Source organism: Parabacteroides sp. 20_3 (assembly GCF_964238835.1).
GTDB classification, from domain to species: Bacteria; Bacteroidota; Bacteroidia; order Bacteroidales; family Tannerellaceae; genus Parabacteroides; species Parabacteroides distasonis.
Genome location: NZ_CAXSNO010000004.1, coordinates 272,054 through 285,798 on the forward strand (window position 1 = coordinate 272,054; position 13,745 = coordinate 285,798).

The window sequence follows — 13,745 nt, forward strand, 5'->3', positions numbered from 1 at the left end:
ACAATCACTCGAATAGCAAACCCGGCTTTATCTATTAACGGATATGGATTTGCCGCAAGATCTGATCCGTCGCTCCTACACTGTTTTTCACAAAATCACCGGCAGCTTGCCCGGAGGTTTCCAAGGCTGTCGGGTCGGTCAATAACTCGTCCATCTTCGTTCGGAAAGAGGAATCGTCTGTGATGGAGAAACCACCACCTACGGCGATCAGATCCTTCGCCTCCTTAAACTTATGGTATCTCGGGCCGAATAAGACCGGCATCCCATAAACGGCGGCTTCCAACGTGTTGTGGATACCCGCTCCGAAACCACCACCGATATAAGCGATCTGTCCATAGCGATAAATGGAAGATAAGAGTCCGAAACTGTCGATGATCAAGCAATCCTTATCGGCCAGATCATCCTCATGCGCCTCCGATAGACGGACGGACGGACGTTTTAGCATCGCCTCGATAGAAAGGAGATGTTCCCGGTGAATCTCATGCGGGGCGATAATCAACTTCATCTCCGGATGCTCATGGAAATAAGGGATAAAGATCGCCTCGTCTTGCGGCCATGAACTGCCGGCCACCATCACGATCGGCCTCTTACCTTCCTTGCTTTCCAAGAAACGTTCGATAAACGGAAGCTCACGAGCTTGCTTACGGACATCCAACACCCGATCAAAACGGGTATCGCCGGTCACCGTCACATTCGTGATACCGAACTCGTTCAAGAGTTTCATCGAACGCTCGTCCTGAACAAAAAGATGATTAAAATAAGATAGCATCTTCCGGTACGGCTTTCCGAACCATTGGAAAAATAGCTGGTCGGGGCGGAATATAGCGGAAATGATATAAACCGGTATTCCCCGCTTCCGCAACTCACGCAAATAGTTCCCCCAAAACTCGTACTTGATAAATATGGCGATCGCCGGGTTCGCCAAATTCAGGAACTTCTTCACCCGGAAAGGCGTATCGAAAGGAAGGTAGCAGATCACGTCCGCTCCCTTGTAATTCTTCCGTACCTCATAGCCAGAGGGAGAAAAGAAAGTCAGCAACACCTTATACTCCGGATGTTCCGCCTTGATCTTCTCGATCATAGGACGCCCTTGCTCGAACTCGCCCAGCGAGGAGGCATGGAACCAGATGTATTTAGCGTTCCGGTCGATCTTCTCACGAAGTATGGAATTTGTTTTCCATTGCCCGAATCGCATCAGTCTCGCCTTTTTATGGAAAGGCGAGATCAAAGCGACTACAAAAGCGTAGAGATGTATTGCTAAACTGTACATGATTATTTTAATATCTCGATAGCCCGTTGGATACGGCGGATAGACTCCTCTTTACCTAAAGCCTCGGTGATATCAAAGATGCCGGGGCCCTTGCCCTCGCCAACCAAGGCCAGACGGGCGGCGTTCATGATATTCCCCAAATGATATCCCTTGCTCTCGATCCAAGCCTTGCACTCGTTCTCGGTACCTTCTACGTCGAACGGCTCACGGGCACGCAATTGCTCGATAAACTCACCCAATTGAACAGCCGAATCTTCCTTCCAGCGTTTCTTGCGAGTCTTCTCATCGTACTCCGTCGGGGCGATAAAGAAGAAAGAGCAAAGATCCCATAACTCACTCACGAAATTGACACGGCCTTTCATCATGCCGACTACTTTCTCTACATAAGCATGGGTAGTCTGGATACCGTGGCTTTCCACGATCGGCAAGAATAGGTCAGCGATCTCCGTATTACTCTTCTCCAGCAAATAGTGGTGGTTAAACCATCTGCCTTTCTCATAATCGAACTTAGCACCGCTCTTGCTGCAACGAGACAGGTCGAACAAACGGATCAAATCATCCATGCTCATCACCTCTTGATCATTACCCGGATTCCAGCCCAGCAAAGCGAGGAAGTTTACGACAGCCTCGGGGAAGTAGCCACTCTCACGATAGCCCGATGAGACATCACCCGTCTTCGGATCGTGCCATTCCAAGGGGAATACAGGGAAGCCCAGACGATCGCCGTCACGCTTGCTCAACTTACCATTACCTTCCGGTTTCAACAGCAATGACAGGTGGGCGAAACTAGGCATCGTATCTTCCCAACCGAAGAAACGATATAATAATACGTGAAGCGGCGCGCTCGGCAACCACTCCTCACCACGGATCACATGGGTAACCTCCATTAAATGGTCGTCAACGATATTCGCCAAGTGGTAAGTAGGCAATTGGTCAGCCGATTTATATAATACTTTATCATCCAAGATAGAGGAGTTGATAACGACCTCGCCACGGATCAAGTCATTCACATGGATATCCTCATTCGGCTCGATCTTAGCACGAACCACATACTGATGACCGGACTCGATTAGGTTCTGAACCTCTTCAGGGGAAAGTGTCAACGAGTTGCGCATTAGCGAACGGGTAGAGGCATCGTATTGGAAATTGGCGATCTCCTTCCGTTTCTCCTCCAACTCGGCAGGCGTATCGAACGCTATATAAGCATGGCCATCGTTCAGCAATTGATCGACATACTTCTTGTAGATCTCACGACGCTCGCTCTGGCGATACGGGCCGTAGTTGCCGCCGAAGCTCACGCCCTCGTCGAACTTGATACCTAGCCAAGTCAAGGCCTCGATGATATAGTCTTCCGCCCCGGGAACGAAGCGTTGGGAATCCGTATCCTCGATACGGAGAATCATATCACCGCCATTCTGTTTAGCGAATAAATAGTTGTATAAAGCCGTGCGGACACCTCCGATATGCAGCGCCCCCGTAGGACTAGGCGCAAAGCGTACTCTTACTTTTCTTTGAGTCATAATACTTACATTCTATAATAATGCGGCAAAAGTACGCCTTTTTTTCCGCTTAGTGAAGTTTTTTACGTATATTTCGGACGCTAAAAGGAATCTATATGAAACAAAAGAATTACAATATACCGACCGTGGTCTACTTCGTGGTGACCGCATTACTTATCGCCTACTTCTTCCCCCGGGAGGGTAAATTCCGTTATCAGTTCTATGAAGGCAAGCCTTGGAGGTACGGATTGCTCACCGCCCCGAGCGATTTCCCGATCTACAAGACCGACGACGAGGTAAAAGCGGAGAAAGACAGCGTACTCCGTAAGTTCGAGCCTTATTACCGCATGAACCCCGGCATCCAGAAGGAAGAAGTCGAGAAACTGCGCACCAACTACAATAACGACAATAGCCTGCGAAGCAAAGTATCCCCCGCTTACATGCAGTACATCGAGAGCAGTCTAATTAACTTATACAAGAACGGTATCATCTCGTCGCAGGATCTGGACGAGCTACGGAAAGAGGAATATTCCCGTGTCAACCTCTTGGAGAACGCCGTCGCACAGCCCCGCTACGTGAGCGACTTCTTCACCGTGCGCACCGCCTACGAGTTCATTATCAACAACTGCCCGTCACGGCTGGACAAATCCATCCTGCAATCGTGTGACATCAATAACTACCTCACCGAGAACATATCCTATGCCGCTGACATGTCCGACAAGATCAAGGAGGATATGCTACAGGGCGTATCGATCGCCAACGGCATGGTACAAGCCGGAGAACGTATCGTAGACCGGGGCGAGATCATCGACAACCATACCTACAATGTGCTCCGTTCCCTAAAGGCCATACACGAGGCCAAGACCGGGGGCACGCAGACGCAAGGCATCATATTGGCCGGACAATTCGTGCTCGTCTTCGGGCTAATGTTCTGTTTCTGGCTCTACCTATGGTCTTTCCGCTTGAAGATATTCCACAACCGGAAGAACGTACTATTCTTGATCCTCTGCATATTCGTGAGTTGCATCCTTACGGAACTATGTGTTACCTACGCATTATTCAACGTATATATATTGCCGTTCGCCATCGTACCGATCGTAGTACGTACCTTCTTCGATTCCCGGACGGCGCTTTTCACGCACCTTATCATCGTGCTGATCTGCTCGTTGATGGTACCTTTCCCGCATGAGTTCCTGTTGCTACAAACCATAGCGGGCATGGTCGTGACGTTCAGCCTGAGAAACCTGAGCGAACGTTCGCAACTGATCCGGTGCGCATTCTTCATCTTCCTCTCGTACGCCATCTGCTACATGAGCCTCACGTTGTTCCAAGAGGCGAACCTGAATAAGATCAACTGGATGATGATGCTCTATTTCGGCATCAACTTCATCCTCGTCATGTTCACCTACGTATTGGTATATATGCTGGAGAAGACGTTCGGCTACGTATCGGACATCACCTTGGTGGAACTGTCCAACATCAACAACCCGATCTTGAAAAAGCTTAGCGAGACTTGCCCGGGCACGTTCCAGCACTCCTTGCAGGTATCCATCCTCGCTTCCGAGGCGGCCGCCAAGATCGGCGCCAACGCCCAACTGGTACGTACCGGCGCCCTTTACCATGACATCGGAAAGATGAGCAACCCAGTCTTCTTCACCGAGAACCAGACAAGCGTGAACCCGCATAACCAGCTGGCATTCGACCAGAGCGCGCAGATCATCATCAGCCACGTCACCGAGGGCGTGAAGATTGCCGAGAAGGCCATGCTACCCAAGGCGGTTATCAGTTTCATCCGTACCCACCACGGACGTGGCAAAGCGAAGTATTTCTACAACTCTTTCAAGAATCAATACCCGGACAAGCCGATTAACGACGAGCTATTCACCTACCCCGGTCCGGACCCTTTCTCGAAGGAGACCGCCGTACTAATGATGGCCGATTCCGTGGAAGCTGCCTCCCGCAGCCTGAAGGAACATACCGAGGAAAGTATCAGCGCCTTGGTGAACAAGATCATCGACGGGCAGATCGCCGACGGCTTGCTAAAGAGCGCTCCGTTAACCTTCAAGGACGTGGAGACCGTGAAGAGCGTATTCGTAGACAAGCTGAAAACGATGTTCCATACCCGAATCAGCTATCCGGACTTGAAAAAACAATAATTATCAAGCAGATAGGCATACAGCCATCGGCACAGAACCATAATGCCTATTGTAAGGTTCTTATAATCGCAGTTATAAGCATCTTACGATGGGCATTCTAGCAACCTTACGATGGGCATCGTAATCAGATAGGATAAAAGAGGTCGTTTTTAGCGCCTTTTCAGCTTCGCATAAAGGAGATAATTATTATCATTCTCTGTGAGACCGGCCTGTACCTCAGTAAGACGTTTACGCATTTGTTCCGTGAGATGGTTAGAATGGAGTGCTTTCTCTATCCTCTCCGACAAGACACTTGGCTCCAGACAAGTCATATAATAACCATAGTTCAGTCCCAACGGCATCTCTAATCGCTCTCCATCCAGAAAATCATTCTCTATACCGAAGTAAGCACCACGCAGGGTCTGTTTATCTACGATATAATAGGTCGGTAAATCGCCGGCTATACGCCGCTGGATATTCCCGTCATCATCAGTCTTGGACTGAATCCATTGTCCGGTAGCCTCACCCACATAATGATCCGGAAACTCACCATACATATGTGGCTTCAAAGCCTCTCCCTTGAAATGGGCGGTAAAGCGAGGGATCAACTCTCCCTTCTCCAAGTTCACTTCATAAAGGGAATCCAATTGAGCCTTCGGAATCCAGAAGCTAAAATCGATACGTTCCGTGTTCTGCTGGGAGTTGACCGTCACCCCACGGAAATCAAAGTCCAGCCGATCGGTCGGAAACTCATGGATCAAGTTTCCTTTCAAATCCTGCATCCATACACAGGAAGCAAACTTATTAGGTTGAGGGGAACCCAATATAACCACCGTATCCCCCCGCAAAGCGAATTGAGCGACAATCCCCTCATGCACCAGAGGTACGGGTGGACAGATATTCCCCCTAAAGTCATACACCAGCAACTCCTTTCCGAAGAAAGGCAACATATAAATCCGTTGGGTAGATTCATCTATTTTAGCGGCATATATAAATCTATATTCTCCGGGACCTTGCCCGATATTTCCCACATCCGCAATATACTTACCTTTCCGGTCGAATAACTTAAAAGGTATATTATTCACCATCCCCGTCATGATATGATGATCCGAGACATAGGCATAAGGTGCTCCGGTCAACGCCTCATCCCGGTCATCCAATTTAATGATCTCAAGTTCCTCGGTAAAATAGCTAAGAGGGAAAATCACCGTATCTTTCAACAGGGACGGATCTAACTCTATCATTTCTTCTCCATCGATCATCACACGTGTCGCTACTACCGGAGCATCCTTCAAGTAGTTTACCTGCTCAGTCCTATCACCGCAAGCTGTCAGAGCCGCAAGCGCAACCGCAATTGTCCATGTTTGAAATTCATTCTTCATCGTCCTATTAATTTAAAGTTAACCATCCTCGTTATTAACATCGCAATATACAAACATTAAACGAATTACGATATAAGCGTACAACCTTTTTTATTTTCGTATTTCCATTTCTTCCCCCAAGTATTCCAACAACCCGGCGCAAGCGTCTTCCAATAGATCCAAGACCAACTCGAAACCTTCGGCACCGCTATAATAAGGATCCGGGACGTGATCGTACAACTTATTCCGGGAGAACTCAGTCATCCGATGTATCTTAGCGACGGATTCCAGATCGGGAGCCATCCGTTTCAAGTCCGTTATATTTTGGTCGTCCATGCCGATAATCAAATCGAAGTCATGGAAGTCCCACTGACGTACCGGACGGGAGATCGAATCCAACACATATCCCCTACGGGCCGCATGCGCCCGCATCCGTGAATCCGCCCGGTCTCCTTCATGATACCCGGTGATCCCGGCGGAATCGATCTCAATCCGATCTCCCAATCCCGCATCCTTCACCAACCTCTTCATTACTGCCTCCGCCGACGGAGAGCGACATATATTCCCCAAGCACACAAACAACAATCGTACCTTCTCCTCCTTCATCACTAAGCTCCTTTCCATTAATTTTTAATTTTCAATTTTCAATTCTCCATTTTCAATTCTCAAGCCGGGTCCACATCATAATGAACCAGCAACTGCTTAAACGGTACATATCCTTGCATCTCAGTATGAATACCCTCCAATATCTCACGAAGCGGAGCGATCCCGGCGGATATCTCGATCTTCAAGACGATCTTCTTGATATGAAGCGTCTGTACCCGGGTGATAGGCGGCGTAACCGGCCCCAACACCCGCTCACCCAAACGAGCACGAAGTTTCTCGGCGTATAAAGCAGACATTTCCTGCAAAGCCTCCTCATTCCGACTCCGAAGGATCAAGACGATCAAACGGTAGTAAGGCGGGTAACGGAACATACTACGCTCGCTCAATTGCAAGCTCACCATTTCCTTATAAGCAAAATGCTGCACCATACGGATCAAAGGATGCTCCGGCTGGGTAGTCTGCAAGATCACCGTACCCCGCTTATCCCGTCGTCCGGCACGTCCGCTAACCTGTACCATCAATTGATAAGCCCGCTCGTGCGCCCGGAAGTCCGGGAAGTTCATCAGGCTATCGGCGCTTAGGATTCCAACCACGCTGACATTCCCGAAATCCAATCCCTTCGACAACATCTGGGTACCAATCAAGATTTGTGTCTTCCCCTTCTCGAAATCCGAGATGATCCGCTCGTAAGCCGTGCGGGTACGGGCCGTATCGAAATCCAGCCGCTCCACCTTCGCCGCTGGGAATAACCCGGCGATCTCCTCCTCCACCTTTTCCGTACCGAAGCCTTGCATCTTGAACTCCGTCCCCTTACACTCAGGACATACCTGCGGCAAGCGGTAGGTATAACCGCAATAATGGCAAACCAGCTGATTATGCGCCTTGTGATAGGTAAGGCTCACGTCGCAATTCACGCAACGAGGCACCCATCCGCACCCCCGGCACTCAATCATTGGGGCGAATCCCCGGCGGTTTTGGAATAGGATCGCCTGCTCGCCCCGAGATAGGGCCTCCCGCACCTTCTCCACCAACTGAGGGGAGAAAAGGGTATCTTTCATGATCTTCTTGCGCTTTAGCTCCTTCACGTCCACCGTAATAATCTCCGGCATCAAGCAATCACCGTAGCGGGTGGATAGCTCGACCAGACCGTATTTCCCCGCCGTAGCGTTGAAATAAGAATCGATGGAGGGGGTGGCGGAACCCAATAAGGTCTTACCGCCGTGCATACCCGCCAAGACGATGGCAGCGTTACGGGCATGGTAACGGGGTGCCGGGTCTTGCTGTTTATACGTATTCTCATGCTCCTCGTCCACGATAATCAAGCCCAAGTCCTTAAATGGAAGGAAGAGGGAAGAACGGACCCCCAATACCAGCATAGGCTCGTCGTTATGCAATAGCTTATTCCAAACTTCCACCCGCTCGTTATCCGAGAACTTAGAGTGGTAGACCAATAGCTTATCCCCGAATAATTTCGCCAGCCGTTCCGTGATCTGGGTCGTGATAGCGATCTCCGGCAACATATATAAAACCTGCCGCCCCAGCCGCAAGACCTCATGGATCAAACGGACGTATATCTCGGTCTTACCACTGGAAGTCACGCCATGAAGCAAGCAGACCTCCTTCGTCTTGAAAGCCTCATGGATCTCTCCATAGGCTTTCTCTTGCGCCGGACTGAGCGGATTCGGCTCTTGCAAGCGGCAGACGGATACTTGCAAACGCCCCACCTCTTTCTCGTAACTCTCCAAGATACCCCGTTTCAGCAGACCCTCCAATACCGCAGAGGTATAACCACTGCGTTCCAATAGCTCTTTCTTGGAAAGCTCCTTCGATAAAGCAGGATTTAACGTATGGCTTAAATCCAAGAAGCTGACCAACAGAAGCTCTTGCTTCTTCGCTCGTTTCAAATCCTCGAACACCGCCTGTAATTTCGTCTCATCCCGGTAAGCCTCGGCCAAACGGATAAACGCCTGTGTCTTTGGAACGAATCCTCGCTTTAGCTCCTCGCTCACCTCGACCGCCCCTTTCACCATCAAGGAAGAGACGATCGGGACAACATTTCGGAGACCGGTCTTCTTCTCCAACTCCGAGATCGTCAATTTCAAAACCCCGCTAAAGGCATCCAGTACCGCTTGCTCGTTCGGGCGCAAGGGGGCGGTGGCCTCGAAATCCTCATTATAAGTAACCGCCGTCTCGCTTTCCAACTTTAAGCCGGAAGGCAAGGCCGCCTTATACACGTCGCCCAGCTTACATATATAATAAGAAGATATCCATTTCCAGAAACGGAGTTGCGGACGGCGGAGCACCGGCGTGGCATCCAGCAAAGCGTAGATCTCCTTCGTCTCAAAATCGGATACCGGTTCCCGGTCGTGTACCTCCATGACGATAGCCGTATAATATCGTTTCTTCCCGAAATGCACGATCACCCGGCAACCGGGAATCACGGCTCTCTCCAGATCTTCGGGTATCCGATAGGTATAGCTATTCTCCAAAGGAAGGGGAAGTATGACGTCCGCGTATTTCATTCAAACAGGTGTTTCATTACGAGCCCAAAAATAACAAAAAAGGCCGGACTTCTAAAGCCCAGCCTCTCTCATTTTATTTTCACCTATTTAGAACAAGATCGCTGCCGTGATAGACCATCCACGGTTCTTTCCGGCACCGTCGGAGAGGTTCACCTTCTCAATGCTATAGTTATCAGTCAGTCCCAGACCATAATTGAAACCCACCTGCAAGTGACTGATCAGTTCCACGCCGGCACCGAAGTTAAAACCTGCGCTGAAATTCTTCGCCTTCACCTGATCCGCTACGGAACCCGGGATATCCCAAAATTTATCACCGCCTACACGGAAACCGATATACGGACCGGCTGCCAAATACGCCTTGACGATCGGTAAACCGAATTTCCATTTCAAGTTGACCGGAACATCGATATAATCCGTCTTCATCGAAGTCTTAACCCCGCCAGCCGAGGTCGTCTCCAAACCTTTTTGCGAATACAACACCGCCGCATCGATCCCGACACCGACCAACGGTAAGGTCGTCTCGATCATCGGACCCACTTGAAAGCCGGTTACATTATCCGCTTTCAACACGTCCGAGTTGAAATGAACAGACGATATATTCACACCTCCCTTGATACCGAATTTAAGCTGAGCGTTCGCCGGAAGCGCCATCAACGCTAGCAAGGCAACCATAACAAGTCCCACAATTTTCTTCATATTCATACTTCTTTTGTTAATTACTCGTTGCAAATAAACGCACTTTTCTAATAATAAACAAATATTCTCTATAGAGTGTTCACGGAATACCCCAGTCCTTTAAACGCAAAGAAAGCATGCATCTTACACACGGAGCTCATCCCGTCGGTCAGATTCATGCTTCTTTCCCTAATTATTATGGCAAAATAATTATCCGAAACCATGAGACGACTTGATAAGAAAACCTTGGATAAAGAATAGTAAAAACCGGATACGGTTCTTGCGTTCTCTTCCGGCCTTTCCTCGAAGCCGTCGAAAATATACACGCCTTGCAGGTCTTCTGACTTACTTCCGGTCTTAAGCGCCTTCCCATTCACTTGAATGAACAGTGGCAACAGTATTGCTCAACCCGTTTATGAAGCTTACAGCAGCGGGACTGTCCGGGATTCTCACCCGATTCCCTTTTAATCCCTATCCGGCGATTGCCGAAAGGGAACAAAGCATGTAGCAAAGATACATAAAGTTTTGATGTAGCCTAACACTTTCCACAAAAAATATCCTTATATTCCCGGTTCCTGATATAGCATAAAGCCGCCCCGATAGCCGTGCGATACTCGGCATACTCCGGTATCTTGAAATGGACATCGCACATCTCCTCCAGACGGGGGAAAATATCCGGGCATTGTGGCAAGCGAGTCAGGTTACCGATCAATACGATATTCTTGATATCGCCATTTAACGAGGCGAAAACAGCTCCTTGTCCGATGGTCTGCAAGACCATATGAACGATACCGAGAGCGATATCCTCAACCTTAGCGTTCGCGTCCGCTTTTCCGAAAATAGAGGCTGTCACGTCCAGCGGCAGGCCGGGTAGCGGATGCGGCGTAATATCCCGGATATGCAAGTCGATATCATTCAAGGAACCGTGCTCGGCCAAAGACGCTATTTGGTGAAAGTCATGCGTTTTCAATAATAGCTTAGACAAGCCGAGGATTGTTCCGCCACCGATACCCAATCCCCCGATATGCTCGATCGTGGAGCCTTGTACCTTGACAAAGGAGGTACCCGTTCCCATGCTGACCACCAATAGACTGTCCAGTCCCGTATTATATTGCGCCCCTAGCCCATTCGCAAGGAACTCATCCGTCTTCGCAGTTGGTAAGCCATATAAAGGTTGATCGATATAAGCACTACCTACACCTGTCAAGATCACTTTCTCTATATTCGAGAGCGAGATGTTATTATCATAAATATATTTACCGAAGGCCCCGAATAAAGAGGTTACCGGATCGGTAGCTTTCACGAACATCGGGTTCTTGATCTTCTTATCCTCCACGCCGACGATCTTGGTCGTGCTACCTCCCACATCTATACCTATAACGATTCCCATGATTCTTTCCCTTTTTAATTGAATAATCGCTACAAAAGTACATAAACCCGCATACAATACTAAAAAAGGCCGGACAAAATCAATTGTCCAGCCTCTCTTTATTTAAAAACCGTAAGGTCTAAACTCCATTTATTCGCCTAACAAGATCTCAAGGATCTGGCAAGCTGCCTTCGATACGGAAGTACCCGGGCCAAAGATAGCGGCAACGCCAGCCTTATACAAGAAATCATAGTCTTGAGCCGGGATTACACCTCCAGCAATAACGATGATGTCCTCACGACCTAGTTTCTTCAACTCCTCGATAACCTGCGGAACCAACGTCTTATGACCAGCGGCCAAAGAAGAAACGCCCATTACGTGAACGTCGTTCTCCACAGCTTGACGGGCAGCCTCGGCCGGAGTCTGGAACAACGGTCCCATATCTACGTCGAAACCACAGTCCGCGTAACCGGTAGCGACCACTTTAGCGCCACGGTCGTGTCCGTCCTGACCCATCTTAGCGATCATGATACGAGGCTGACGGCCTTCTTTCTTAGCGAATTGCTCGCAAAGCTCGCAAGCTTTCTGGAAGTCTGCGTCTTTCTTAGTTTCTGATGAATACACGCCTGAAATAGTTCTAATGATTGCTTTATAACGACCTACAACCACCTCGCAAGCATCGGAGATCTCTCCCAATGACGCACGCAAGCCGGCAGCCTTAACAGCCAACTCTAATAAGTTGCCCTTCTTCGTCTTCACGCACTCCGTGATATCAGCCAAAGCTTTTTGAACAGCTGCTTCGTCACGGTTAGCACGCAACTCCTTCAAAGCGGCGATCTGCTCGTTACGTACGGCAGTATTATCGATCTCAAGGATATCGATCGGATCTTCCTTCGGCAAACGATATTTGTTAACACCAACGATGGTCTGAACACCAGAGTCGATACGAGCCTGTGTACGAGCGGCAGCTTCCTCGATACGCATCTTAGGAAGACCTGTCTCGATGGCTTTCGCCATACCACCCATGCTCTCGATCTCTTGGATCAATGCCCAACCTTTATGTACCAACTCATTCGTCAAAGACTCTACATAGTAAGAACCAGCCCACGGGTCGATCTCCTTACAGATCTTAGTCTCTTCCTGAATGTAAATCTGTGTATTACGAGCGATACGAGCAGAGAAGTCGGTCGGCAAAGCGATCGCCTCATCCAATGCGTTCGTATGCAAAGATTGTGTATGTCCTAATGTAGCGGCCATAGCCTCGATACAAGTACGTCCTACGTTATTGAACGGATCTTGCTCGGTCAATGACCAACCGGAAGTCTGGCTATGTGTACGCAATGCCAATGATTTCGGGTTCTTAGCGCCGAAGCTCTTCACGATCTTCGCCCACAACATACGAGCCGCACGCATCTTGGCGATCTCCATGAAGTGATTTACACCGATAGCCCAGAAGAATGACAAACGGGGAGCGAACGCATCCACATCGATACCGGCGTTGATACCGGCACGAAGATATTCCATACCGTCGCACAACGTATAAGCCATCTCGATATCAGCCGTAGCACCAGCCTCCTGCATATGATAACCGGAGATAGAGATAGAGTTGAACTTCGGCATCTTCTGAGAGGTGTACTCGAAGATATCAGCGATAATCTTCATGGAGAACTCAGGCGGATAGATATAGGTATTACGTACCATGAACTCTTTCAATATATCGTTCTGGATCGTACCGGCCATTTCCTCCAACTTAGCACCTTGCTCCAAACCTGCGTTGATATAGAATGCCAATACCGGAAGCACACCACCATTCATGGTCATGGAAACAGACATCTTGTTCAAAGGAATACCATCGAACAACACTTTCATGTTCTCCAAGGAACAGATAGATACACCCGCTTTACCTACATCACCAACCACACGTTCGTTGTCGGCATCGTAACCACGGTGAGTCGGAAGGTCGAACGCAACGGACAAACCTTTCTGACCGGAAGCCAAGTTACGGCGATAGAAAGCGTTAGACTCCTCAGCGGTAGAGAAACCTGCGTACTGACGGATTGTCCAAGGACGCATAGCGTACATACCGCTGTACGGGCCACGTAGATAAGGAGGCAAACCAGAAGCATAGTTCAAGTGCTCCATACCCTCCAAGTCTTCTTTTGTATATACAGGTTTCACCTCGATATGCTCGGGTGTTTTCCAATTGGGCTCGATACCATTGGCTTTTGCCCATTCGGCAGCGTTTGTAGCTGCGAATCCGGCATTCTTTATATCTATGTTTTTAAAATTTGGTCTCATAATTGTTTAT

Annotated in this window: 9 protein-coding genes and 1 riboswitch; of the genes, 1 reads left to right on the forward strand and 8 read right to left on the reverse strand. The window is 49.0% G+C overall.

Annotated elements, in window-relative coordinates; all coding sequences use genetic code 11:
• Window positions 1-34 precede the first annotated feature (34 nt).
• Window positions 35-1,270 carry a 3-deoxy-D-manno-octulosonic acid transferase gene (locus ACESPU_RS10335; RefSeq protein ID WP_008773682.1) on the reverse strand — a complete coding sequence of 412 codons (1,236 nt, stop codon included), beginning with the start codon at window positions 1,268-1,270 and terminating at the stop codon, window positions 35-37.
• A 2-nt stretch (window positions 1,271-1,272) separates the two neighbouring features.
• Complete coding sequence (gene gltX / locus ACESPU_RS10340) at window positions 1,273-2,790, reverse strand: glutamate--tRNA ligase (RefSeq protein ID WP_005867230.1); 1,518 nt, start codon at window positions 2,788-2,790, stop codon at window positions 1,273-1,275.
• 95 nt (window positions 2,791-2,885) lie between these two features.
• Between gltX and ACESPU_RS10345 the strand changes: the two genes are divergently transcribed.
• Window positions 2,886-4,925, forward strand: coding sequence for an HD family phosphohydrolase (locus ACESPU_RS10345; protein ID WP_373133345.1), 2,040 nt, complete (start codon window positions 2,886-2,888; stop codon window positions 4,923-4,925).
• Window positions 4,926-5,074: 149 nt separating this feature from the next.
• Here ACESPU_RS10345 and ACESPU_RS10350 read toward each other — a convergent pair whose 3' ends face one another.
• From ACESPU_RS10350 to scpA, 6 genes are all read right to left on the reverse strand, one after another.
• Window positions 5,075-6,286, reverse strand: coding sequence for a 6-bladed beta-propeller (locus ACESPU_RS10350; protein WP_373133346.1), 1,212 nt, complete (start codon window positions 6,284-6,286; stop codon window positions 5,075-5,077).
• A gap of 90 nt (window positions 6,287-6,376) precedes the next feature.
• Window positions 6,377-6,889: a low molecular weight protein-tyrosine-phosphatase gene (locus tag ACESPU_RS10355; protein WP_217772300.1), complete on the reverse strand. Its 513-nt coding sequence runs from the start codon at window positions 6,887-6,889 to the stop codon at window positions 6,377-6,379.
• Between the two features lie 41 nt (window positions 6,890-6,930).
• A complete protein-coding gene (priA, locus tag ACESPU_RS10360; RefSeq protein ID WP_373133347.1) occupies window positions 6,931-9,393 on the reverse strand; it encodes a primosomal protein N' in 2,463 nt (820 codons plus the stop codon).
• Between the two features lie 87 nt (window positions 9,394-9,480).
• Window positions 9,481-10,089 carry a porin family protein gene (locus ACESPU_RS10365; RefSeq protein ID WP_122378549.1) on the reverse strand — a complete coding sequence of 203 codons (609 nt, stop codon included), beginning with the start codon at window positions 10,087-10,089 and terminating at the stop codon, window positions 9,481-9,483.
• 291 nt (window positions 10,090-10,380) lie between these two features.
• Window positions 10,381-10,584, reverse strand: a riboswitch (cobalamin riboswitch).
• A gap of 19 nt (window positions 10,585-10,603) precedes the next feature.
• A complete protein-coding gene (gene coaW, locus ACESPU_RS10370) occupies window positions 10,604-11,458 on the reverse strand; it encodes a type II pantothenate kinase (protein WP_008773692.1) in 855 nt (284 codons plus the stop codon).
• Between the two features lie 129 nt (window positions 11,459-11,587).
• The gene (gene scpA / locus ACESPU_RS10375; protein WP_005854126.1) at window positions 11,588-13,735 is read right to left on the reverse strand and encodes a methylmalonyl-CoA mutase; all 2,148 of its coding nucleotides are present in this window, start codon (window positions 13,733-13,735) and stop codon (window positions 11,588-11,590) included.
• Between the last annotated feature and the right edge of the window lie 10 nt (window positions 13,736-13,745).

Excerpts from the sequence above, each read along its gene's own strand:
- ACESPU_RS10335 (WP_008773682.1), bottom strand. The coding sequence starts at position 1,270 with ATGTACAGTTTAGCAATACATCTCTACGCTTTTGTAGTCGCTTTGATC.
- gltX (WP_005867230.1), bottom strand. The coding sequence starts at position 2,790 with ATGACTCAAAGAAAAGTAAGAGTACGCTTTGCGCCTAGTCCTACGGGG.
- ACESPU_RS10345 (WP_373133345.1), top strand. The coding sequence starts at position 2,886 with ATGAAACAAAAGAATTACAATATACCGACCGTGGTCTACTTCGTGGTG.
- ACESPU_RS10350 (WP_373133346.1), bottom strand. The coding sequence starts at position 6,286 with ATGAAGAATGAATTTCAAACATGGACAATTGCGGTTGCGCTTGCGGCT.
- ACESPU_RS10355 (WP_217772300.1), bottom strand. The coding sequence starts at position 6,889 with ATGGAAAGGAGCTTAGTGATGAAGGAGGAGAAGGTACGATTGTTGTTT.
- priA (WP_373133347.1), bottom strand. The coding sequence starts at position 9,393 with ATGAAATACGCGGACGTCATACTTCCCCTTCCTTTGGAGAATAGCTAT.
- ACESPU_RS10365 (WP_122378549.1), bottom strand. The coding sequence starts at position 10,089 with ATGAAGAAAATTGTGGGACTTGTTATGGTTGCCTTGCTAGCGTTGATG.
- coaW (WP_008773692.1), bottom strand. The coding sequence starts at position 11,458 with ATGGGAATCGTTATAGGTATAGATGTGGGAGGTAGCACGACCAAGATC.
- scpA (WP_005854126.1), bottom strand. The coding sequence starts at position 13,735 with ATGAGACCAAATTTTAAAAACATAGATATAAAGAATGCCGGATTCGCA.